Annotated in this window: 22 protein-coding genes; 12 read left to right on the top strand and 10 right to left on the bottom strand. The window is 72.1% G+C overall.

The genetic code is table 11. The annotated features are described in order from the left end of the window. Window positions 1–31: 31 nt before the first annotated feature. A complete protein-coding gene (locus C8054_RS17990) occupies window positions 32–598 on the bottom strand; it encodes a hypothetical protein (protein WP_107158020.1) in 567 nt (188 codons plus the stop codon). Window positions 599–1177: 579 nt separating this feature from the next. Here C8054_RS17990 and C8054_RS17985 point away from each other — a divergent pair. Beyond that, a complete protein-coding gene (locus tag C8054_RS17985) occupies window positions 1178–1960 on the top strand; it encodes a prepilin peptidase (RefSeq protein ID WP_107157953.1) in 783 nt (260 codons plus the stop codon). 80 nt (window positions 1961–2040) lie between these two features. Here the strand turns inward: C8054_RS17985 and C8054_RS17980 are convergent, their stop codons facing one another. Beyond that, the gene (locus tag C8054_RS17980) at window positions 2041–2529 is read right to left on the bottom strand and encodes a hypothetical protein (RefSeq protein WP_107157952.1); all 489 of its coding nucleotides are present in this window, start codon (window positions 2527–2529) and stop codon (window positions 2041–2043) included. Window positions 2530–2589: 60 nt separating this feature from the next. Here C8054_RS17980 and C8054_RS17975 point away from each other — a divergent pair, with 60 nt between their 5' ends. Further along, window positions 2590–3366 carry an SAM-dependent methyltransferase gene (locus tag C8054_RS17975; RefSeq protein ID WP_107157951.1) on the top strand — a complete coding sequence of 259 codons (777 nt, stop codon included), beginning with the start codon at window positions 2590–2592 and terminating at the stop codon, window positions 3364–3366. A 177-nt stretch (window positions 3367–3543) separates the two neighbouring features. Next, window positions 3544–4728 (top strand): MFS transporter, encoded by a 1185-nt coding sequence (locus C8054_RS17970; protein WP_233219702.1) that lies wholly within the window; start codon window positions 3544–3546, stop codon window positions 4726–4728. Window positions 4729–4731: 3 nt separating this feature from the next. On the opposite strand, the gene C8054_RS17965 is transcribed toward C8054_RS17970, so the two are convergent. Both C8054_RS17965 and C8054_RS17960 read right to left on the bottom strand, forming a co-directional pair. Then, the gene (locus C8054_RS17965; protein WP_233219701.1) at window positions 4732–5055 is read right to left on the bottom strand and encodes a hypothetical protein; all 324 of its coding nucleotides are present in this window, start codon (window positions 5053–5055) and stop codon (window positions 4732–4734) included. Beyond that, a complete protein-coding gene (locus C8054_RS17960) occupies window positions 5052–5951 on the bottom strand; it encodes an RNA polymerase sigma-70 factor (RefSeq protein WP_107157950.1) in 900 nt (299 codons plus the stop codon). The genes C8054_RS17965 and C8054_RS17960 overlap by 4 nt, the downstream gene beginning before the upstream one ends. Before the next feature lie 167 nt (window positions 5952–6118). Here C8054_RS17960 and C8054_RS17955 point away from each other — a divergent pair, with 167 nt between their 5' ends. Continuing rightward, complete coding sequence (locus C8054_RS17955; protein WP_107158017.1) at window positions 6119–6604, top strand: carboxymuconolactone decarboxylase family protein; 486 nt, start codon at window positions 6119–6121, stop codon at window positions 6602–6604. Window positions 6605–6651: 47 nt separating this feature from the next. Here C8054_RS17955 and C8054_RS17950 read toward each other — a convergent pair whose 3' ends face one another. Then, window positions 6652–6960 carry a hypothetical protein gene (locus C8054_RS17950; protein ID WP_107158016.1) on the bottom strand — a complete coding sequence of 103 codons (309 nt, stop codon included), beginning with the start codon at window positions 6958–6960 and terminating at the stop codon, window positions 6652–6654. Window positions 6961–7059: 99 nt separating this feature from the next. On the opposite strand from C8054_RS17950, the gene C8054_RS17945 reads away from it, so the two are divergent. From C8054_RS17945 to C8054_RS17910, 8 genes are all read left to right on the top strand, one after another. Beyond that, on the top strand, window positions 7060–7254 hold the full coding sequence (locus C8054_RS17945; RefSeq protein WP_233219700.1) for an AlpA family transcriptional regulator: 195 nt from the start codon (window positions 7060–7062) through the stop codon (window positions 7252–7254). Window positions 7255–7463: 209 nt separating this feature from the next. Then, the gene (locus C8054_RS17940; RefSeq protein ID WP_107157948.1) at window positions 7464–8375 is read left to right on the top strand and encodes an endonuclease domain-containing protein; all 912 of its coding nucleotides are present in this window, start codon (window positions 7464–7466) and stop codon (window positions 8373–8375) included. Then, window positions 8362–9003, top strand: coding sequence for a hypothetical protein (locus C8054_RS17935; RefSeq protein ID WP_107157947.1), 642 nt, complete (start codon window positions 8362–8364; stop codon window positions 9001–9003). Before C8054_RS17940 ends, C8054_RS17935 begins: the two co-directional genes overlap by 14 nt. Then, complete coding sequence (locus C8054_RS17930; protein WP_107157946.1) at window positions 9003–12173, top strand: DUF87 domain-containing protein; 3171 nt, start codon at window positions 9003–9005, stop codon at window positions 12171–12173. Before C8054_RS17935 ends, C8054_RS17930 begins: the two co-directional genes overlap by 1 nt. A gap of 212 nt (window positions 12174–12385) precedes the next feature. Beyond that, the gene (locus C8054_RS17925) at window positions 12386–12679 is read left to right on the top strand and encodes a hypothetical protein (protein ID WP_107157945.1); all 294 of its coding nucleotides are present in this window, start codon (window positions 12386–12388) and stop codon (window positions 12677–12679) included. Next, on the top strand, window positions 12679–13299 hold the full coding sequence (locus tag C8054_RS17920) for an RNA polymerase sigma factor (protein WP_107157944.1): 621 nt from the start codon (window positions 12679–12681) through the stop codon (window positions 13297–13299). The genes C8054_RS17925 and C8054_RS17920 overlap by 1 nt, the downstream gene beginning before the upstream one ends. After that, window positions 13286–15178 carry an EAL domain-containing protein gene (locus C8054_RS17915; protein ID WP_107157943.1) on the top strand — a complete coding sequence of 631 codons (1893 nt, stop codon included), beginning with the start codon at window positions 13286–13288 and terminating at the stop codon, window positions 15176–15178. The genes C8054_RS17920 and C8054_RS17915 overlap by 14 nt, the downstream gene beginning before the upstream one ends. Window positions 15179–15485: 307 nt before the next feature. After that, complete coding sequence (locus tag C8054_RS17910; protein WP_107157942.1) at window positions 15486–16958, top strand: endo-1,4-beta-xylanase; 1473 nt, start codon at window positions 15486–15488, stop codon at window positions 16956–16958. 15 nt (window positions 16959–16973) lie between these two features. On the opposite strand, the gene C8054_RS17905 is transcribed toward C8054_RS17910, so the two are convergent. Genes C8054_RS17905 through C8054_RS17885 form a run of 5 tightly spaced genes read right to left on the bottom strand, consistent with a single transcriptional unit; the run spans window position 16974 to window position 21594 of the window. After that, window positions 16974–17411: a MerR family transcriptional regulator gene (locus C8054_RS17905; RefSeq protein WP_233219699.1), complete on the bottom strand. Its 438-nt coding sequence runs from the start codon at window positions 17409–17411 to the stop codon at window positions 16974–16976. Window positions 17412–17429: 18 nt separating this feature from the next. Beyond that, window positions 17430–18470, bottom strand: coding sequence for an NAD(P)-dependent alcohol dehydrogenase (locus C8054_RS17900; RefSeq protein WP_233219698.1), 1041 nt, complete (start codon window positions 18468–18470; stop codon window positions 17430–17432). 46 nt (window positions 18471–18516) lie between these two features. After that, window positions 18517–19593: a Gfo/Idh/MocA family protein gene (locus C8054_RS17895; protein WP_107157940.1), complete on the bottom strand. Its 1077-nt coding sequence runs from the start codon at window positions 19591–19593 to the stop codon at window positions 18517–18519. Between the two features lies 1 nt (window position 19594). After that, complete coding sequence (locus tag C8054_RS17890; RefSeq protein WP_199199825.1) at window positions 19595–20716, bottom strand: Gfo/Idh/MocA family protein; 1122 nt, start codon at window positions 20714–20716, stop codon at window positions 19595–19597. Then, the gene (locus C8054_RS17885) at window positions 20713–21594 is read right to left on the bottom strand and encodes a sugar phosphate isomerase/epimerase (protein WP_107157939.1); all 882 of its coding nucleotides are present in this window, start codon (window positions 21592–21594) and stop codon (window positions 20713–20715) included. The genes C8054_RS17890 and C8054_RS17885 overlap by 4 nt, the downstream gene beginning before the upstream one ends. Window positions 21595–21605: the final 11 nt, after the last annotated feature.

Here is a 21605-nt window from a genome sequence, read left to right as displayed (position 1 = left end):
CGGTCGGCCGGGACGCTCCCTCCTCCCCAGGTCAGCACGGCTGGTCCCGGTGCGCGGCGCCGGCGTTGACCAGCCAGCGACCGTCGGGATAGCGGGCCGCGGTCGCGGTGGCCAGGTACCGGCCGCCGTCGGTGCCGGGCACGGGCTTGCGGCTCTTGACGTAGACCAGCCGGTAGCCGGTCGCGTCCAGGCAGTCCTGGATCTCGACGGTGGGCGTTTCGGCGGCCAGGTCGACCGAGACCACCGTGGGGGTGGAAACCAGTTTTCCGGTACGCATCGCGCCGTGCTCCTTCGCGTCACGAATTGCCAACCGAACCTGGGTCAGCAGCGGGTCGGCCAGAAAACGGCCGAGGGCGGGATGGCCGGGATCGCTGCGGGCGCTCGCCGCCCGGGACGCGGCGAGATAGCCGGAATAGGCGGTGAGTGCCGCTTTTTCGGCCGCTTTCTCCTCGGCGGTGGAATGCGCGGCGGGCGCTGCGGCGCGGCCGGTCAGCGGGCCGGTGGTCGCCTCGGGCCCGGTGCCGCAGCCGGCGGCACCGACCGCCAGCACGAGGCTGAGCAGGCCGCCTTCCCATCGGCGGGATTGCCATGTGCGCAACGCCGAGCCCTCCTCGGTGCCGGCCCGGTGCGGTCGCGCGGAGCGCTCCGGGCATGCGGAAGCACGCCCGGATCTGTCGGACCGGACCTCGACCGCCACCGTGTGCATTTACCTGTGCTGATCTTCGTGGAATGTGGAAGTGCTGTCTCCGGTCCGCCTCCGACGCCATTGAGCGGGGGTTGCGTCGTACCCAAGGGGCGAGCATAGGCTGACGTCCGCCGATGCAACAGAGGCAATTCACGTGAACACGTTGAGTGAAGACGGGTGGTGGCGGCCGGTGGCGTTCCGGACGGTGACGAGCGGGTCCTCCCCGGCCTCCCCGACAGTCGGTGTGCGCTCACCCGCACCCGTCCACCCGCCCGCGCCGGCCGCCCGCCACGCCACCGGTATGGGCGGGGTGCACCCCGCTCGTCCGATCCGTCCCGCCGGTCGGCCACGCCCGACACCCGTCGTCGGCACCGGCCGCTCCGGGGCCCCGCCGGACGCCATTTTCCGCGCCATCCGCCACACGACGATCAACGTGCCGTCACTCTGCGTGCTCCGCAGCGGAACCACCGGCGACCGGACGGGGGAGCCGGCATGACCACCGAACGGCTCCGCCACCCCGACCCGCCGGCCGTCACCCGCCGCCCGCTCGTCCGGCTGCTGGCCACCCTCGCGGTCGGGCCGCCGGTCCGGCTGGCGGTGGCCCGCTACGCCGTACCGCCGGACTGCCCGGACCGGACGGCGTGCGACGCCTGCGGCACGCCGATCGGGCTGGACCGGCCGTGGCCGGCGCTCGGGCCGGCGGCCCGCTGCCCCGGCTGCCGGGCGCGGATCGGCGTGCCACCGGCCGTGGCGGAGGTGGCGCTCGCGGTCGCCGTCGCGGTGCTGGCGTTGGCCGGCGGGCTGCCCGGCGCGCGCCTGGCGCTGGCCTGGTGGCTCGCCTGGGCGGTGCCGATGGCGCTGGTGGACGCCGCGGCGCACCGGCTGCCCGACCGGCTGACCTGGCCGGCCGCCGGCGGCACCGCGGCGCTGCTCGGGGCGACCGCGCTGGCCGGGCCCGGCCCGGCACCCTGGGTACGGGCCGTCGCGGCCGGGCTGGCGCTCGGCGCCGGCTTCGCGGCCACCACCGTGCTGTTCGGCCGGCGCGGTTTCGGCCTCGGCGACGCCAAGCTGGCCCTGGGCGCGGGTGCGCTGCTCGGCTGGTACGGCTGGCCGGTCCTGGTGGCCGGGCTGGTGCTCGCGGTCACCCTGGCCGCGCTGGCCGGGCTGGTGCTGCTCGCCGCCCGGCGGGTCCGCTGGCGCAGTCACCTGCCGTTCGGGCCGTTCCTCATCCTCGGCACCGCCGCCACGCTGGTGCTCACCACCGGCGGCGTGTGATCGGCCACGCTCGGCGTGCGCGCGCCCGCAGGTAAGGCGGGGCCCCTTGTTAACGCCTTCGGTATAGGAAGGGGCCCCGCTTAACACCCCGTGCCCCGGTCACCCGGCGGCTGGGCCGGTACGCCGGACATCCGCTCGACGATCTTCTCCAGCGCCTCGAACGCGTACGCCCAGTTGTGGCACTTGAAGCTGCGCAGCCCGGTGATCGGGGTGCGACAGTCGGCACAGTGGACGCCGGGCACCGCGTCCGGCACCTCGGTGTTGACGTACTTCCGCTCGCCGAGCACCACCCGCGCGATCATCGCCGTGTCGTGCACCCCGTGCAGCGCGGACGAGACGATGTCGTACCAGGTCACCCGGCGTCCGCACTTCGGGCAGTCCGGCTCGTCGCCGCTGACCCACAGCGGTGCGCCGATGCTGTGCGCCGGGATGTTCAGCAGCCGCTCCATCCGGCGTACGTCCGACTCGGGGGTGGTCCACCGGTGCCGCCCGGGGAGTGAGGCGGGTGAGTCGTAGACGGCGCGGAACAGCACCGGGTCGACCTCCACGGTCTGCCGCCGATCGGTCATCGGTACCTCCTGGGAACAACGGGTCAGCGGTTCGTCGCCCAGGGTGCTACACATCAGGGCGTGACGGCTGCTGAAACGCGACCCAACGTGGCCCGGATGTACGACTACTACCTGGGCGGATGCCACAATTTCGCGGCCGACCGGGCCGCCGCGGAGGAGATCCTGAAGATCTTTCCGGACACCGGCGTGGCGGCCCAGACGAACCGCGCCTTCCTGCGCCGGGCCGTGCGGTGGGCGGCCGAGCGGGGCGTACGCCAGTTCCTCGACGTCGGCGCCGGGCTGCCCACCCAGGGCAACGTGCACGAGGTGGTCCGCGCGGTGAACCCGGACGCCCGGGTGGTCTACGTGGACACCGACGAGGTGGCCGTCGCGTACGCCAGGCGGTTGCTGCCCACCGACGGCGGGCGCACCGTGGTGGTCCGCGGTGACCTGCGGCGGCCCGACGAGCTGCTGGCCGACCCGACGCTGCGCGCGACGCTCGACCTCCGTGAGCCGGTGGCGCTGCTGCTGGTCGCGGTGCTGCACTTCGTGCCCGACGCGGACGACCCGTGGACGGCCGTGGCCCGGCTGCGCGACGCCACCGCGCCCGGCAGCCTGCTCGCGTTGTCGCACCTGACGCTGGACGGCGCGCCGCCGCTGCCCGCGCGGGCCGGCACCGAGGTCTACCGGCGCAGCAGCGCGCCGCTGGTGCCCCGCACCCACGCCGACGTGGCCCGCTTCCTCGACGGGTACGACCTGGTCGAGCCCGGTCTGGTCCGGCTGGCCGACTGGCGGCCGGACGGCGAGCCGCAGGCCGCGGTGTCGCACGGCTACGGCGGGGTGGGCGTGCGTCGCTGACCTCCCGACGACATCCAAGTTAGCAAGCATCGGGCATCTGCGGTATCGGCCGACGAACCGATCAGATCGGGCGGAAATTCTCGTTAGATTCGCCGAGCTGATCTGACGGGGAGGTCACCGGTGTCCACTGTGCCCACAATCGAAAAGCGAGTTCCGCCGCTGGTCCGGCGAGGACTCGTGCCGCAAACGCGACCGCAGCGCATTCTCGCGCTGGCCACGTTCGTCAACATGATCGGCAGCGGTGTCTTCATGGTCACCGCCGCGCTGTTCTTCACCCGCGTGGTCGGTCTGCCGCTGGCCCAGGTCGGCCTCGGCATGGGCGTCGCCGCCGGCGCCGGCCTGCTCGCGGGCGTACCGGTGGGGCATCTCGCCGACCGGCGCGGGCCCCGGGAGGTCTACCTGGGCATGCTCGTGATCCAGGGCGCGGCGATGGGCGCGCTGCTTGTCGTCCGCAATTTCTGGCTGGTCCTGGTGGCGCTCTGCGTCGGTGAACTGGCCCGTTCCGCCGGGGGCGCCGCGCGGGGACCACTCGTTCGCGGAATCGGCGGCGACGACCTGCCGAGATATCGCGCGTACCTGCGCTCGGTCGCCAATCTGGCCGGCAGTTGCGCCGCGATCGCGACCGGGTTCGCCGTGCAGTTCGACAGCCGCCCGGCCTACCTGGCGCTGGTGCTGGCGAACGCGCTCAGCTTCGTCGCCGCCGCGAGCGTGGTCGCCGCCCTGCCGGCGCTGCCACCGGTTTCCGCGCCGCCCCGCACCAACCGCTGGGCGGTCCTGCGCGACCGGGGGTACGTGGCCGTCACCGTGCTGGACGGCGTGATGTCGATCCACCACCAGGTGCTGCTCTTCGCGTTGCCGCTGTGGATCGTCGGGCACACCGACGCGCCCCGCTGGCTGGTCGGCGCGACGGCCCTGGCCAACACCGCACTCGTGGTGCTGCTCCAGGTCCGGGCGAGCCGGGGCGTGGACAGCAGCGACGCGGCCGGTCGGGCCGTACGCCGGGCCGGGGTCGCCTTCCTCGCCGGGATGGCGGTCGTCGCCGCGACCGCCACACTGCCCACCTGGCTCGCCGTCGCCGGCATCGGGCTCGGCGTCTGCGTGCACACCGTCGGCGAACTGTGGCACACCGCCGGCTCGATGGAGCTGCGCTTCAGCCTGGCCCCGGCACATGCGCAGGGGCAGTACATGGGCCTGTTCGGGTTCGGCGCCGGCCTGGCGAACGTGGTGGCGCCGACCGTGCTGGCGTTGTGCTGCATCACCTGGGGCGCGCCCGGCTGGCTGCTGCTCGGCGGCGTGTTCCTGGTGGTGGGACTGGTGACGCCGGAGGTGGTGCGCCGGGCGGAGCGGAACCGCCCGGCGTGACGCTCAGTCGAGGCCGCGGTGGGCGGCCCAGAGCGCGGCCGCCCGGTCGGCCGCCGCCGCCACCAGCGCGGCCAGCTCCGGCCGGTCCGGCACCCGGAACGACACGTACGCGCCGCGCCCACCCGCCGTGGGTCGGCCGTACGCCTTGGCGGCGAGCCGGCCGTCCGGCAGCAGCCGGATGTTGAGAGTGGTCAGCGTGAACTCCTCGCCGCGCCGGGTGTCGGTCCAGCGCAGCGCCTCCGGAACGGCCACGTTGATGGCGAGGGCGGTGACGTCGGGCGGGGCGTCGCTGCTCATCCGGGCTCGGGTGGAGGCGTCGCTGCTCATCCGGGCATCGTCGCACGGCGGCTCAGCGTCGTCTCCCGGGTCATCCGGGACAGCTTCTCCGGGTTGCGCACCGCGTAGAGCCCGGTGATCAGGCCGTCGTCGAAGCGTACCGCCACGACCGTGTCCAGCTCGCCGTCGAGCCGCACGAGCAGCGCCGGGTAGCCGTTGACCTGCGCCGGCACCATCGACGCCACCTCGGCGACCCGACGCCAGCCGCCGGCCAGCAGGCGGGCCACCTTGTCGGCGCCGGCGACCGGGCGCGGGATCGCCTGCCTGATCCCGCCGCCGTCGCCAACCAGCACGACGTCCTCGGCGAGCACCGCGAGCAACGACCGGAGGTCGCCGGTCTCGACCGCCCGCCGGAACGCGTCGAGCGCGTCCCGGGTCTCGGCCGCGGAGACGGTACGGCGCGGCCGGCGCGCCGCCACGTGGGCGCGTGCCCGGTGCGCGATCTGCCGCACCGTGGCCGGCGTCCGGTCGACCGTCTCGGCGATCTCGTCGTACCCGACGTCGAACACCTCACGCAGCACGAACACGGCCCGCTCGGTCGGCGCGAGCGTCTCCAGCACCAGCAGCATCGCCATCGAGACGCTGTCGGCCAGCGCCACGTCGTCGGCCACGTCGGGGGTGGTCAGCAGCGGCTCGGGCAGCCACGACCCGACGTACGACTCCTTGCGCCGGCCGAGCGCGCGCAGCCGGGACAGTGCCTGGCGGGTGGTGATCCGGATCAGGTAGGCGCGTCGGTCCCGGATCTCGTCGAGGTTGACGCCGGCCCACCGCAGCCAGGTCTCCTGGAGCACGTCCTCGGCGTCGGCGGCCGAGCCGAGCATCTCGTACGCGACCGTGAAGAGCAGGTTCCGGTGGGCGAGGAACTCCTCGGTGGCCGGGTCCGCCATGGCTGGCTCCTCCGCTGCTCGACTGCGTTCCCCACCAGACGCCGGCCACCGGCCCGATGTGACACCGTGCCGCTGTGGCGGTCGTCACCGGGCCACGGTGTCACGCCGCCCCCGCCGCCGGCATCTCGTGTCCGACCGAACGCCATGCCACCGGAGAGGGCGACACCATGGAGACCCGATTCAACCTGTTCGACAACCCGATCTCCGCCAACTTCTTCAAGCGGTTCGCCAACGCGGGCCTGGCGATCCAGCAGTCGCCGCTGCCGCACTCCACCCAGGAGTTGGTGTCGCTGCGGGCCAGCCAGATCAACGGCTGCGGCTGGTGCATCGACATGCACACCAAGGAGGCCACCGCCGCCGGGGAGAGCGCGGTCCGGCTGCACCTGGTCGCCGCCTGGCGCGAGTCGACGGTCTTCACCGAGGCGGAGCGTGCCGCGCTGGCGTTCGCCGAGGAGGGCACCCGGCTCGCCGACGCCCACCAGGGGGTGTCCGACGAGACCTGGGCCCGGGTGCGTGAGCACTACGACGACGACCAGGTCGCGGCGCTGATCTGCCTGGTCGGGTTGATCAACGCGGCGAACCGGTTCGCGGTGATCGTGCACCAGCGGGGCGGCTCGTACGAGGCCGGCATGTTCGCCGCCGCGCTCGGCTGAAGAACGGGGGATCGGCCCGGTCCGGGGATCGTCTCCGGGCCGGGCCGCTACCGGTCGCTGCCCGGGGTGCGGCGAGCCGTCCAGGCGAGGAACCGCTCGAACAACTCGACCGGCGACGGCCCCGGGTTGTCATTGAGTTTCATCAGGTCGGCAGTGGCATCGAACAGGCAGCCGGCCATGTACATCGACAAGGCCACCCGGTCGCGCCGGTATTCCATCAGCAGCAGGAGGCGGGCCGGCTGGCACGGCCACGGTGCTGCGCACACCCGGCATCGCCAGAGGGGTCGCATGGGCCCGTGCGGACGGACTGCCCGGCGGCTGCGGTCCTGCCCGGGAGCGGTGTATTGACCGGTCATCACCCCTAGGTGTGCGAACCCTACCCTCTAGTCAAGGCCCTAGTGGGGCCTCGCCCAACTAGGGTATGCCCTAGTGAGGGAGTGTCTAGCGTCCCGAGCATGGGACGCCGTCTGATGGGTGCGTACGAGATCCGTACCCGGCTGGGCGTCAGCCGTCAGCGCGTGGAGCAGTTGATGAAGCGCCCGGACTGGCCGGAGCCGTACGAGACGCTCGCGACGGGGCGCGTGTGGCGTACCGAGGACATCGAATCCTGGATCCGCGAGTACCGGCCTCATCTCGACGAGCAGGAGTAAGAAGCCCCGAACCCCAGTGAGGTTCGGGGCACTGTCGGGTTGCGGTCAGAGCGACAGCCTGGCGTGCTCCGAAGCGGATTCGTACCCTGATCCGGGACGTCTCGGTCGACGGTGGGGAGGGGCTGGCGCTGCTGTCGAACCGGAGCCTCGCCGACGTCCCGACCGATCGCGTCGTCGCCCTGCCCGACGCGGACACCGACGCGCTGGCCATGCTGATCGCCCGCGACCACCCGGACCTGGCCGCCGTGGTGCACCGCCCGGCCACTCGACCCGTCATGCCGGCAGACGTCGTGCACGCCACACTGGACCGGCTCGAACGGGTCGCCGTCGAGTTGTTGCCGGCCTGGCTGCCCGAGATCGCCGAGGGGGTCCGCCCGGACACGGTCGGGCTGGCGGCGGTCCGGGCCGCGGCCACCGCGCGGGCCCGCCGCGAGCGGTATCCCGGCACGTTCCTGCCCGACCTGGCCCGCTACGCGGTGACCGGCCGGCGGGCCACCACCACGCCGCTTCCGGTGCGTACCCGGGCGGCGGCGCTGGCCCGCCTCGTCGCCGGCGCGTTCGGGCGGCGGCGGGTGGTGTTGCTCGTCGAACCGGCGGCCGCCGACGGCGCGGTGGTCGCGGCCGGGGCCACCTGGCTCGGGCAGCACGGCGGCCCGGCCGTCTGGCTGGTGGGGGTCGGCGGGGAAGGGCTGCCGGAGTTCCGCATCGGGCCGCCGCCCGCCCTGCCCGCCTGGACCGGGACGGTGGTGGGGAAGCCGCATCCGGGCAGCGACGTCGAGAAACGGCTGGAGGCGGCACTCGCCGCCGAGAGCTGGGCGGCCGGACGACGGTGGAACCAGAGCTTTCAGTCGCACGGCTTGGCCACGCCGGTGCGACTCGATCTACTGTGGCCGGACGAACGGTGCGTGGTGGAGATCGACGGGCCGGAGCACTGCCGTCCGGTCCACTACGAGGCCGACCGGCAGCGCGACGTCCAGCTCCAACTGGACGGCTACGCCGTCCTGCGCTTCACGAACGCCCGGGTGATCCACGACGTCGGCGCCGTGGTCCAGCAGATCGGTACGTATCTGCGGGCCCGTCGCCGGGACATGGCGGAAGGACGGCAGCATGGCCGGCGATGAGCTGACCGCATCCGAGAGCGCGATTCTCGTCGTGCTGATGGCCGAGGCACGGGAGGTGTTGAACACCGAACTCCGCGACCGTTACCAGCTCGACGTACGCAAGCCGCAGCGGGACAAGCTCACCCGCCTGCAGTACGTCGCCAGCCGTCGGAGCGGGTCGACGTACGCCCTCCAGCTCGACGACAAGGGCTGGGTACGCATGCAGACCGACCTCACCTTCACGCTGCGCGGCGCGTCCGCGCTCGGTGCCGCGTTGGCCGCCCTCCAGACCAACCTGCGTGAACGCGTCCTGGCGCGGAGCGGTTGCGCCACGCTGGCCGAGCTGTTCGCGCTGACCGACGTGCGCGCTCCGGCGGCCGGGCCGACCGGGTCGATGGAGGCGCGCGTGGTCAGCGCCTACCGGGCGCTCGCCGACGTGCCGGGGGCCTGGGTGAGCCTGCGCCGGCTGCGTCCGTTCTTCGCCGACGTGTCCCGGGAGCACCTGGACGAGGCGCTGCGCGGGCTCAGTCGGAGCGACGGCGTGAGCCTCGCACCGGAGTCGAACCAGAAGACGCTCACCGAGGCGGACCACGCGGCGGCGCTGCGACTCGGCGGCCAGGAGAACCACCTGCTGGCGATCGGCGTGTGATGGACGAGGCGGAACGGGCCGCGCTGGCAGCGCTGCGGTTCGACTGGGCGCCGGTGCCCGACGACGTGTGGCGACCGCTGCCCTTCCACGTCGACGGCCTGCACCTCCCGGTCGTCAAGGATGTCCTCGCCGGCGTGGACGAGGCCGCGTCGAATCCGCACGGCAGCCCGCTCGGCCTGGTCGTCCAGGGCCAGCGGGGGGCCGGCAAGACCCACCTGCTGGGCGTGATCCGCGAGCGGGTGCAGCAGCGGGGCGGCTACTTCTTCCTGGTCGGCCTGCTCGATGCCGAGAGTTTCTGGGACGGTGTGCTCGCCGCGGTGCTGGACGGCCTGGCCCGGCCGGTGCCCGGCAGCCCGGAGACGCAGCTCAAGCTGCTGCTGCGGCGGCTGTCGGCGTTGGTGGGCGCGCCGCGGACGGCTCGCCGGGCGGTGATGGGCGACACCGAACTCACCCGGGTCGCACTCGACGCGTTCCTGGAAGGGCTGGGTGACTTCGACCGGCACGCGGCCCGTACCTGCCAGGAGACGGCGCGGGCGCTCGCGTTGAGCGCCTCCGAGGACATCACCCACCGCGACGTGGCGGAGAACTACTTCCTCTCCGGCGAGGAGATGGCGCCCGGCGAACGCGCGGCCTGGGGCATGCGCCGGGTACCGCGCCCGGCCCAGCAGATCGTGCAGGACCTGTCCTGGCTGCTGGCGCTCACCGGCCCGTCCGTCGTCGCGATCGACCAGATCGACACGCTGATCGCCCAGTTGGCGATCCAGAGCGACCCGGCGCTGGTGGGCGCCGCCGCGATGAGCTCGGAGCAGGCGCTGACGCTGGCCCGGATGGCGGACGGCCTGATGTCGCTGCGCCAGACGACGCGGCGCACACTGACCGTGCTCGCCTGCATCCCGAACTCGTGGACCATCATCCGGTCCACCGCCGCGGACACGGTTGCCGACCGGTTCCGGGAGACGCCGATGCTGCGCCGCATCGACGACGCCGGCCTGGCCCAGGCGATCATCGAGAAGCGGTTCACGCTGCGCTACCGGGGGGTCGGGTTCGCCCCGCCGTACCCCTCGTGGCCGGTGTCCCCGCGTGCCTTCGCCGACGCCGGTTCGTTCACCCCGCGCCAGTTGCTGATCGAGATCGACGGGCACATCCGGGCCTGCCTCGCCGAGGACGAGGTCCGGGAGATGACCGACCTCGGCGGGCCGTCCGCCACGGAATCCCGGGGGCCCGGGACCGACCCGGCGACCACCACCACCGAGGAGACGGCCCGTTACGACGCCCGCTTCGCCGAGCTGCGGGCGGCCGCCGATCTCGTCGCGCCGCGCGCGCGGACGTCGGAGGACCGGGAGATGCCGGCACTGCTGACCGCCGGGCTCACCGCCTGGATCCTGGAACGCGGGGACGCCGGGGCGGCGTTCAGCGTCGATCCGCCGCCGAGCACGGATCCGCCGCTGCACGCCCGGCTGCGCCTGACGCTCGACGAGCACACCGAGGACCAGGTGCACTGGTGTTTCCGGGCGATCAGCGACAACCACCACGGCAACGCCGCGCTGGCCCGGCTCCGCAAGGCGTGCACGGCGTCGGCTCTCGACACCGGCCTGGCGAAACGCAAGCTGTTCCTGCTGCGCAACGGGGGATGGTCGACGAGCGCGGCCACCCGGAAGTCGGTCGACGCGTTCCACGCGGCGGGCGGCCGGACGATCGGCCTGGACGACGAGGACCTGCGGACCCTCTCCGCGCTGCGGGTGATGCTCGCCGAGACCACCATGGACCTGCGAAGCTGGCTGGCCGATCGGCGTCCGACCCGGAACCTGACGTTCCTGCGGCACGCGCTGGTGGACGTCGACCGGTGGACGCCGGCCGACGGCCCGCCACCGGTGCCCGCACCGACCCGGCCCGCGGCCCGGCCCACGCCGCCCTCGGCCACGAGCGGGCCGGCGTTCGTGGTGGGCCGCGGGTACGACGACGACGCGCCGGTCCCGCTGGCCCTGGAAGCGCTCCGGAAACACGCCACGATCTTCGCCGGCTCGGGGTCGGGCAAGACCGTGCTCATCCGCCGCATCGTCGAGGAGTGTGCCCTCGCGGGTGTCTCCGCCATCGTGCTCGACCCCAACAACGACCTCGCCCGGCTCGGGGAGGCGTGGCCCGACCCGCCGCCGCAGTGGCGGCCGGGTGACGCGGACCGGGCGGCGGACTACCTGGCCCACACCGACGTGGTGGTCTGGACGCCGCGCCGCAGCTCGGGCCGGCCGTTGAGCTTCCAGCCGCTGCCCGATTTCACCGGCGTGCGCGACGACCCGGACGAGTTCGGCGAAGCCGTCGAGGCGGCCGTGGCGGCGCTCGCGCCCCGGGCCATGGTCACCGGCCGGGCCACCCGGGCGCACCTGGGGCTGGCGGTGTTGCGCAAGGCCGTCGAGCACTACGGCCGGCGTGGCGGTTCCCGGTTGAAGGGCCTCGTCGACACGCTCGCCGACCTGCCGGACGGGATCATCGACCTGGAGGACGCCGAGAAGATCGGTCTCGGTCTCGCCCAGACGCTCACCGCCGCCATGGTGAACGACCCGCTCTTCGGGGGCGAGGGCACGCCGATGGACCCCGGGGTGCTGCTCACCCCCGCCGCCGGCAAGCGGGCCCGGGTCTCGGTCGTCAGCCTGGTGGGGTTGCCGTCCGACGACGTCCGCCAGAGTTTCGTCAACCAGCTCCAGATGGCGTTGTTCGCCTGGATCAAGAAGCACCCGGCCGGTGACCGGCCGCTGCTGGGGCTGCTCGTGATGGACGAGGCGCAGACGTTCGCCCCGTCCGGGGCGATGACCGCCTGCACCCAGAGCACGCTGGCGCTGGCCGCCCAGGCCCGCAAGTACGGGCTCGGACTGATCTTCGCCACGCAGGCGCCGAAGGGTCTGCACAACCGCATCCCCGGCAACGCGGCGACCCAGGTGTACGGCCTGATGAACAGCCCCATCCAGATCGAGGCGGCTCGCGAGATGGCCCGGGCCAAGGGCGGCGACGTGCCGGACATCTCCCGGCTGACGGTGGGCGAGTTCTATCTCGCCGCCGAGGGCGCCGCGCCGCGGAAGATCCGCACGCCGCTGTCGTTGAGCCACCACCCGCGCAGCCCGCTCACTGTCGAAGAGGTGCTGGACCGGGCGCGCGGGATGGGCCGTCGTGGTGGTTGACCGGTAGCCATGAGTAACGGAGAGCGACGCGCAAATTGCCCCCATGGGATTGTCATGACCACTTCGCGTAGCGTTTCGACGAGATGACTTTGTGCTGTATGCGCTGCCAGAACCATTGATCATCGATCTTCGAGAACATTGTGGACGCCTGCGCGTCTACATCCGCTGTCCGCCACGGATAGTAATTGGCGACCGAAGGGGGCAGGGGAACGATGAACGAAGCACTGGCGGAACCACTCACCGGCTATCAGGTGATGGCCGTGGCTGTGGCCGTCGCGGGGGCGGTGGCCGGACTGGTGCGCGCGTGGGTCGCGTACCGGGCACGCATGCAGGAGGAACGCGAGGCGACGACACGTACCACAGCCCGGGTCACCTGGTTGATCAGGCTCGCGGAGGCCGACCACGACATGGTGCGGATCGTGGAGCGCGACCGCGACGGGCACCGCGAGGTGGAGCTGGGTGGCCGCGGCGTGGCGAAGGCTGAGGCCGTCGAGGAGGCGGCGTGATGGAGTTCGAGGGCACCGCCGCCCTGACGACGGACCAGGTCGACCGCGAGACGGCGCGGAAGGCTGAGGCCGCTCGCGTGAAGGCCGCGCACGACCAGGAGTTCGCCGCGTTCGCCGAGGCCTCCTACCACCAGGTGGAGCGGATCCTCAGGTCGGCGTGCCGGGACCGCGAGGTGGTCGAGGACGCGCTCAACGAGGCGTACCTGCATGGGCGGGTCAAGTGGTCCGAGCTGCGGGCCCACGACCGGCCGATCGGCTGGATCGTGGTGACCGCCCGATTCAAGATCATGAAGGATCGCCAGCGGTGTCAGCGGGAGGCCGCCATGGCCCCGGAGGACCTGCCGCCGGTACCGCGCTCGAACATCGCCGACGTGTGGGAGGCGCAGGAGACGCTGCGAGGCTGGTTGCACCAGCTCCCGACGCGGCACGCCGAGGTGTTCCAGATGGCGCAGGAGGGATTCTCCAACCAGGAGATCGCCCGCATCCTCGGGCTGACCGAGAACAGCGTCCGCTCCTACAAGGTGGCCGCCCGGCGAGGGCTGCGCGAGTTGGCCGAGGAGGCCGGCTACACCGGCCCGGACGGCCACCGGCGGCAGGGGGTGAGCCGTGGATCTCGATGACATCCTGGCACTGGCCGAGACCACGCCCAGCCCGCTGGAACTCGCTCGGGCGCGGCGGGTAGCGCGCGCCGCGCAAGGCCAGTACGACGTCTCCCTCGCCGAGGGCTACAAGATCCTGGTCGACGCCGACCTCGTCGACCCGTTGACCTGCGACGCAGACGAGGCGGCCCGGGTCGCGCGCGTCGCCCAACTGTCGAAGTTGGGCACCGTCACCTGGACAGCCGGTGGGACCGAGGGCGTGGGGCGGATCTTCTGGTCGGACGAGATGGCGCGGATCTTCGGGCACGCGCCGGGAACGTTCCGGCTCACCCCCGACACGCTTCTCGGCCTCGTGCATCCCGGGGACGCGGGGCGGGTCCGTGCGGCGGTCCGGGCGGTATGGGAGCGGAAGCGTCCCGGCGAGGTCGGCTTCCGGGTGATCCGCCCCGGCGGCAGCATCCGCCACGTGCACTGCCACCTGGAGATCACGACCAGCCAGGGCGAGCCGTCCGGAATCATCGCCACCGGTGAGGACGTCACCACGCTCGAACTCGCCCGGCGGGAACGCCGCCGGCTCGCCGTCCGCAGCCGCATGCTCTGCGCCGACCCGGCCGCGCGGGACGCCCTCACCGGGCTGGCGACCCGCGGCTACGTCATCGACAAGGTCGATCGGGCCCGCCGCACCACCGGTGGCGCCGTCGTCGTCGTGGCGACCGAACCCGCCACCCGGCTGCCGGAGGCGCTCACCGACGAGGACCGCGACCAGTTGACCGCGGCGGTCGCCGGTCTCCTGCGTACGGTCGTCGGGAGCGAGCTGACGGGGGGCCTGGTCGGCTCCGGCCTGTGGGGAGTGCTCCTCGCGCCGGCCGGGGACGACGCCGAGCGCCTGGCGGCTCGGATCGTCGAGCGGTTCCGGAACCATCTGTTCAACGTCCGACAGAAGACGGTGCGACTCAACACCTCGGCGGGCGTGGTGCATTTCGGCGGCGGGATCAGTGCGAGCGGATTCGACCTGCTCGTCGACGGCGAGCACGCGGCCCGCGACGCCCGCCGCAACGCAGCCTCCATCGCCGTGCTCGACCAGCCGGTCGCCGACGGCGAGCGGGCGGACCGGTGTCGTTCCCGGGTGCGGCACGCGGTCTCGGCGAACAGATTCGCCCTCTACGCGCAGCCCATCGTCGATCTCCAGCTCAACCAGGTCACCCGCCACGAGATCCTGCTGCGGGTGCGGAGTGACACCGGTGAGCCGGTCGCACCCTGGGCCTTCCTCGACATGGCCGAGCGGGTCGGGGAGATCCTCACGGTGGACAAGTGGGTCGTCGACCACGCTCTTGAGTTGATCGGCCGGGGTGCCCAGACCTCCCACTACCAGGTCAACCTCTCCGGCAGGTCGCTCGCCGACCCGGGGCTGCTCGCCTTCGTGACCGAGGCGATCGACCGGCACGGCGTCAAGCCGGAGTGTCTGACGTTCGAAATCACCGAGACCGCCCTCATCGAGAACCGGAACGAGGCGCTGGCCTTCGCGACGGGGATCAGAGAGGTCGGCTGCCACCTGGCACTTGACGACTTCGGCACCGGCTACAGCACGCTCACCCATCTGAAACAACTTCCGGTAGACCTCGTCAAGATCGACGGGACGTTCATCGTCGACCTCTGCCGGTCGCCGGCAAGTCAGGCCCTGGTGTCCATGCTGGTCAAGCTCTGTGCGGCGCTCGGCATCCGAGTCGCCGCCGAGTACGTCCAGGACGAGCAGACCATCGAGCTGCTGCGGAACCTCGGGGTCGATTTTGCCCAGGGTTACCGGACCGGACGACCCGAGCCGATAACTGTCAGCCGGGCAGAGGCGCAGACGGTCGAGCTGGAACTGCGGTTCCCGCCGCAGTACACCGCGCTCGGCTGATCGTCGTCGGGCGCGGTGCGAGCCGTGATCCAGACGAGTTGACGGATCTCGGCCGGTCCCGCATCGCCTGACGGCATGGTGCCCGGGACTGGAAGTTTCGGCGACTGCGCCGGGCTGGATTCTGCGCTCATTGACGTTGACCGATCAACATGTCGCGAGTATGTTGCGGTGAAGTTACCGGTAGCCTTCCGGAAGTTTCGGGGTCGGTGACCCGGACCGCGCACCACCGTCCCGGTGGTGTCCCCGCCAGGTGCGCGGTCCGTGCACACAGCCTTGCGCATCCTCACCCGATATGTAGAGGAGTGTCATGAAACGTCTACTGAGGCGTGGCCCCTACCGCCTGCTGCTGGCCGCCACCGCCGGCTCGCTGGCCCTGGCCGGGGCCGCGCTCGTGGTGCCCGGCCCGGCCCAGGCCGCCAGCACGCTCGGCGCCGCCGCCGCGCAGTCGGGCCGCTACTTCGGCACCGCCATCGCGGCGAGCCGGCTGAACGACTCGACGTACAGCGCCATCGCGGCGCGTGAGTTCAACATGATCACGGCCGAGAACGAGATGAAGCCGGACGCGACGGAGCCGAACCAGAACCAGTTCAACTTCAACTCCGGTGACCAGATCTACAACTGGGCCACCCAGCGCGGCCTGAAGGTGCGCGGTCACACCCTGGCGTGGCACGCCCAGCAGCCCGGCTGGATGCAGAACATGCAGGGCAGCACGCTGCGCAACGCGATGATCAACCACATCAACGGGGTGATGGCCCACTACAAGGGCAAGCTCGCCGCGTGGGACGTGGTGAACGAGGCGTTCAACGAGGACGGCAGCCGCCGCAACTCGAACCTGCAGGGCACCGGTAACGACTGGATCGAGGTGGCGTTCCGCACCGCGCGGGCGGCCGACCCGTCGGTCAAGCTCTGCTACAACGACTACAACATCGAGAACTGGTCGTACGGAAAGACGCAGGGTGTCTACCGGATGATCCAGGACTTCAAGTCCCGGGGCGTGCCGATCGACTGCGTCGGTCTGCAGACCCACTTCACCGGCGGCAGCTCGCTGCCGAGCAACTTCCAGACCACGCTGTCCAGCTTCGCCGCGCTCGGCGTGGACGTGGCGCTCACCGAGGTCGACGTCACCAACTCGTCGACCTCGCAGTACCAGGGTCTGACCCAGGCGTGCCTGAACGTGCCGCGCTGCATCGGCATCACCGTGTGGGGCGTGCGCGACAGCGACTCGTGGCGCTCCAACGAGAACCCGCTGCTGTTCGACGGCGGCGGCAACAAGAAGGCCGCGTACACCTCGGTCCTCAACGCGCTCAACGCCGCCGGCCCCGGGCCGACGACCTCGCCGACGACCTCGCCGACCGCGACGCCGACCTCCGGGCCGACCACCCCGCCGCCGTCCGGCGGCGCCAGCCGGATCGTCGGCAGCCAGTCCGGCCGGTGCGTCGACGTGCCCAACTCGTCGCAGACAAACGGCACCCGGGTGCAGCTCTACGACTGCCACGGTCAGACCAACCAGCAGTGGACGTACACCGGCAGCAAGCAGCTGACCATCTACGGCGGCAGCCGCTGTCTGGACGCGGCCGGCTCCGGCAACGGCGCGGCGGTCCAGATCTACGCCTGCAACGGGCAGACCAACCAGCAGTGGAACGTCAACTCCAACGGCACCATCAGCGGCGTGCAGTCCGGCCGCTGCCTCGACGTCTGGGGCACCGCCAACGGCCAGCAGGTCCAGCTCTACGACTGCAACGGCCAGGCCAACCAGCAGTTCCGGCTCGTCGCGAACTGACCGACAGGCGGTGGCTCACCGTGGCGACGGTGGGCCACCGCAGTCGTCGGGCAGGTCGTCGTCCTCGCAGGTGCGCCCGTGCGCCATCAGGTCGCGGAAGTCCGCCATCTTGTGCCGCATCACCCGCAGGTCCTCGTCCAGCTCCGCGCGGCGGCGGTGCAGCCGTTCCTCCTGCTCCTGAAGGATCCGCAGCCGCTGCGCGGAATGCTCCGGGGTGCCGGGGCCGAGCGCCACGAACTGGCGGATCTCCGCGATCGGCATGCCGGTGCGGCGCAGCGCCTGCACCAGTCGCACGAAGCGGACGGCCGCCGGCCCGTACCGGCGGCGGCCGTCCGAGGTGCGCTTCACCAGCGGGATCAGGCCCTCACGCTCGTACCAGCGCAGGGTGTCGAGACTCATGCCGGTCAGCTCCGACACCTCACGGATGCCGAGAGCGGTCGCGGTAGCGTTCACCCGCCAACCGTACGTCGGTCACCCGAGGTCGGAGAGGTCCAGCACGAACCGCCAGCGCACGTCGTTGCGGGCCAGCCGGTCGAGCGCGCGACCCACCTCCCGCGCCGGCACCTTCTCGACGTCAGCGACGATGCCGTGCCGGGCCGCGAACTCCAGCATCTCCCGGGTACGCGGACGGCCCGCGCTGCCGGACGCCGCCAGCCGCTTGTAGCCGAGCAGCAGCGCCAGCGCCTCCGGCTCGTACCGGTCCGGGATGCCCAGCATGCAGAGCGTGCCGTCCATCCGCAGCGCCCGCAGGTAGGGCGACGGGTCGTGCTTGGCCGACGCGGTGTCGAGGATGAAGTCGAACCGGCCGGCCTGCGCCGCCATCGCCGCCGCGTCGCCGGAGACGATCACCTCGTCGGCGCCCAGCTCACGCGCCCCGGCCTCCTTGCCCGGCGAGGTGGTGAACACCGACACCCGCGCGCCCAGCGCCCTGGCGAACTTGACCGCCAGGTGCCCGAGGCCGCCCAGCCCCACCACACCGACCCGGTCCCCGGCGCCCACCTCCCAGCGGCGCAGCGGCTCGAACACGGTCGCCCCGGCGCACATCAGCGGCGCCGCCCCGGCCGGGTCCAACCCCGCCGGCAGCGGGTACGCGAACGACTCCCGCAAAACGTAGTCCCGCGCGTAGCCGCCGAGCGTCACGCTGCCGTCCACCCGGTCCCGACCGCCGTAGGTCAGGGTGGGGAAGTCCACGCAGAACTGCTGCTCCCCGGCCCGGCACGCGCCGCAGGTGCCGCACGAGTCGACGATGTTGCCGACCGCGACCGGATCGCCCACCCGGAAGCCGGTCACCTCGCTGCCCAGCGCCGTGACCTCGCCGACGAACTCGTGCCCCGGCACCAGCGGCGGGGCGTCCGCGGTCAGTGCCTCGGCCGCGTGCAGGTCGGTGTGGCAGACCCCGCACCAGGTGACGCGTACCGCGAGGTCGTCCGGGCGCAGGGCCCGGCGTTCGAACGTGTACGGCGTCCAGCTTCCGCCGGGAGCCGTCAGTGCCATGCCTGTCGTCTGTGCCATGGCGGCGACGCTAGGCGCTGGAGTTCGCTCCAGCGCAAGCCTCCGCTCAGCCGGCGGTCTCCAGCGTCGAACCGATCGTGGCGAAGCCGCCGCCGGCGCGGGCGGTGTCGGCGATGGCGGTGAGCACCTCCAGCACGTGCAGCCCTCGGTTGCCCGTCGCCTGCTCCGGTCGTCCGGTCCGGATGGCCTCGGCCATGTCCACCAGCCCCATTCCCATGAACCCGTCGGACCCGCGCGGGCCGGGGAGCACCTCGACGAAGTCGGTGCCCGGCCCCTTCAGCAGCACCGGGCCACCCCACGAGTTGGCCTGCGCGGCGACGATGGTGCCCTCGGTGCCGTGGATCTCCAGGTGCGGCGTACGCGTCGCCGCGACGTCGAAGCTGGTCACCAGCGTGCCCAGCGCCCCGCCGGCGAACTCCAGCACGGTGTTGATGTGGGTGAGCGTCTCCACCCGGAAGGTCGAGCCGGCACGGGGCCCGGTCAGCACCTCCCGCTGCGCCCGGGCCGTGCCGCCCAGCGCCCCCACCCGGACGACGGGACCCATCAGCGCGGTCAGCACCGTGAGGTAGTACGGCCCGATGTCGAACAGCGGGCCGGCGCCCTCCTGGTAGAGGAACTCGGGCTCCGGGTGGAACCGCTCCGGCCCGGGATTCATCATCGCGGCGGCCACCGAGGTCGGCGTGCCGATCGCGCCCCGGGCGACGAGCCCCGCGCAGGTCCGCGCCCCGACGCCCAGGAACGTGTCCGGCGCGGTGCCGACCCGCAACGACCGGGCCCGCGCGGCGTCGAGGACGCGGCGACCGTCGGCCATGGTGGTGGCCAGCGGCTTCTCCGTGTAGACGTGCTTGCCGTGCGCCAGCGCGCGCAGGCTCACCTCGGCGTGCGCCCGGGGCGGGGTGAGGTTGAGCACCAGGTCGAGACCCGGATCGGCCAGCAGGTCGTCGACCGGGAGCACCGCCGGCACCCGGTGGGCGGCGGCGAGCGCCCGGGCCCGCGCCGGGTCGGCGTCGGCGCAGGCGGCGACCGTGACGGCCGGTTGACCGGCCAGGTTGGCGAGGTAGCGGGAACTGACGTTGCCACACCCCACCACGCCGACCCGGACCGGTCCCCGTGTATCGGCCATGTCAGGAGAGCCTGATCTCTCGACCGGTCCGCGCCGACTCGTAGATCCCGTCGAGCATGCGCATCACCTCCGCGCCGTGCGAGACGGGCGCGACCTCCTCGGCCTCGCCGAGGCAGAGCGCGACGAAGTGCGCGATCTCGTTGGCGAAGCCCTCGGCGAAGTCGAACGACAGATTGTCGATCTGGGGTGCCATGTTCAGCACCGTGTCCTGCATCTCGGTGGCGATGCGCAGCGCCGGTTCGAGTTCCGCGCCGCCACGCTCGCCGAAGACCGCCACTTCGAGGCGGTCCTCCAGCGCGTGCAGGGAATAGCTGGTCTCCAGCATCAACGACGCGCCGTTGTCGAACCGGATCAGCGCGGCGGCGAAGTCCTCCACGTCGCTGCGCGTCGGGTCGTAGTCGGCGACCTTGTAACGCGACAGCGAGGTGACGTTCGCCCGGTTGCCGAGCGGCGAGTGGGTGACCGCGCTGACGGTGACCGCCTTCGGGGTGCCCATGAAGTACCAGCAGAGGTCCAGGACGTGCACGCCGATGTCGATGAGCGGCCCCCCGCCGGAGCGTGCGCTGTCCGCGAACCAGCCGCCCGGGTTGCCCAGCCGTCGGATGTTGGTCGCCCGCGCGTGGTAGACGTCGCCCAGCATCCCGGCGTCGACGAACGACCTGAGCACCAGCGCGTTCGCGCCGAACCGCCTGACGAAACCGACCTGGAGGTGACGGTCGTTGCGCGCGACCGCGTCGACGAGCGCCTCTGCCTCCCCGGCGGTACGGCTCAACGGCTTCTCCACCAGGACGTGCTTGCCGGCGTCCAGCGCCGCGGTGGCGATCTGGGCGTGGGTGTCGTTCCAGGTGCAGATGCTCACCGCGTCGATCTCCGGGTCGGCGAGCAGGTCGTCGAGCGTGGGGTGCACGCGGGTCACGCCGAACGTCTCCGCCTTCCGCGCGCTCCGCTCCTGGTTGACGTCGAACACGCCGGCGAGGTGGACGTCCGGGTTGGCGGCGTACGCGCCCAGGTGCATGTCCGCGATGCTCCCGACGCCGATCACGCCCACCCCGAGCCGACTCATGAGGCCGTGCCGACCGGGCATGCCCTCACGGCCCTCGCTTCGCTCGGTGCGTTCGTTCATGCCGCAGCCTCGGCGAAGAGCCGCTTCGCGTTGGCCAGGCCGATCGGGTTCGCCATCAGGCACTCCTCGATGCCCTCGAACTCGATGGAGACGAAACCGTCATAGCCGGCGTCGAGGATGCCGCGCACGATCCGGCGCATGTCCAGGTCGCCGTAGCCGACGATGGAGCCGAGCAGGTAGGTGCCGCCGGGGGTGTGGTGCCAGCCGTCGCCGGGGAACTGCGAGCGGACGTAGAAGTCCTTCAGGTGCACGATGCTGGCGTACGGGGCGTTGCCGGCGACCGCCACCACCGGGTTGTCGTCCACCGACATGAAGTTGCCGACGTCGAGCGTGGTCTTGAAGTTCGGCTCGTCGACCAGGTGGATGAGCCGGCGGACCCGCTCGCCGCCGTTCATCAGCAGCCCGTGGTTCTCCACGCTGGTGGTGATGCCGTACTGCGCGGCGTACCGGGCGATCTCCTGGCACGCCTCGACCATGCGTGGCATCAGCGCCTCGAACTCGGCGATGTCCCTGGCCCGGTGCGCCCACTTGGCGACGTCGTGGCGGAACAGCGTGATGCCCAGCTCGGCGGCCACGTCGAGGTGCCGCTTGACCCGCTGCATGTGCCGGTCGGCGTCCTCGCCGAGCAGGTCGGCCGGGACGACCAGGTTGGACAGCGTGACGCCCTGGTCGGCGGCGCGGGTCTTGATCTCGCGTACGAGATCGGGGTCCTGGTCGAGCGTGGAGGTGTCGTTGGAGATCTCCGGGGAGAGCGACACGGTCGCGATCTCCATGTGGGTGGCGTCGCTGGCGGCGATCCAGTCGATGACCTCGAAGAGGCTCATCCGACCGGTGCGCAGGTGCTGGTAGAAGGAGTAGGAGCTGAAGCCGAATTGCACGATGTTTCCTT

Source organism: Micromonospora sp. RP3T, from assembly GCF_003027925.1.
GTDB lineage: Bacteria > Actinomycetota > Actinomycetes > Mycobacteriales > Micromonosporaceae > Micromonospora.
The sequence above is the reverse complement of the archived record's forward strand: the minus strand, read 5'-3'. Positions and strand labels throughout refer to the sequence as shown.

Excerpts from the sequence above, each read along its gene's own strand:
- C8054_RS17920 (WP_107157944.1), top strand. The coding sequence starts at position 12,679 with ATGGAGTTCGAGGGCACCGCCGCCCTGACGACGGACCAGGTCGACCGC.
- C8054_RS17900 (WP_233219698.1), bottom strand. The coding sequence starts at position 18,470 with ATGGCACAGACGACAGGCATGGCACTGACGGCTCCCGGCGGAAGCTGG.
- C8054_RS17955 (WP_107158017.1), top strand. The coding sequence starts at position 6,119 with ATGGAGACCCGATTCAACCTGTTCGACAACCCGATCTCCGCCAACTTC.
- C8054_RS17965 (WP_233219701.1), bottom strand. The coding sequence starts at position 5,055 with ATGAGCAGCGACGCCTCCACCCGAGCCCGGATGAGCAGCGACGCCCCG.
- C8054_RS17985 (WP_107157953.1), top strand. The coding sequence starts at position 1,178 with ATGACCACCGAACGGCTCCGCCACCCCGACCCGCCGGCCGTCACCCGC.
- C8054_RS17930 (WP_107157946.1), top strand. The coding sequence starts at position 9,003 with ATGGACGAGGCGGAACGGGCCGCGCTGGCAGCGCTGCGGTTCGACTGG.
- C8054_RS17960 (WP_107157950.1), bottom strand. The coding sequence starts at position 5,951 with ATGGCGGACCCGGCCACCGAGGAGTTCCTCGCCCACCGGAACCTGCTC.
- C8054_RS17940 (WP_107157948.1), top strand. The coding sequence starts at position 7,464 with ATGCTGATCGCCCGCGACCACCCGGACCTGGCCGCCGTGGTGCACCGC.
- C8054_RS17895 (WP_107157940.1), bottom strand. The coding sequence starts at position 19,593 with ATGGCCGATACACGGGGACCGGTCCGGGTCGGCGTGGTGGGGTGTGGC.
- C8054_RS17910 (WP_107157942.1), top strand. The coding sequence starts at position 15,486 with ATGAAACGTCTACTGAGGCGTGGCCCCTACCGCCTGCTGCTGGCCGCC.
- C8054_RS17890 (WP_199199825.1), bottom strand. The coding sequence starts at position 20,716 with ATGAACGAACGCACCGAGCGAAGCGAGGGCCGTGAGGGCATGCCCGGT.
- C8054_RS17950 (WP_107158016.1), bottom strand. The coding sequence starts at position 6,960 with ATGACCGGTCAATACACCGCTCCCGGGCAGGACCGCAGCCGCCGGGCA.
- C8054_RS17945 (WP_233219700.1), top strand. The coding sequence starts at position 7,060 with ATGGGACGCCGTCTGATGGGTGCGTACGAGATCCGTACCCGGCTGGGC.
- C8054_RS17935 (WP_107157947.1), top strand. The coding sequence starts at position 8,362 with ATGGCCGGCGATGAGCTGACCGCATCCGAGAGCGCGATTCTCGTCGTG.
- C8054_RS17925 (WP_107157945.1), top strand. The coding sequence starts at position 12,386 with ATGAACGAAGCACTGGCGGAACCACTCACCGGCTATCAGGTGATGGCC.
- C8054_RS17980 (WP_107157952.1), bottom strand. The coding sequence starts at position 2,529 with ATGACCGATCGGCGGCAGACCGTGGAGGTCGACCCGGTGCTGTTCCGC.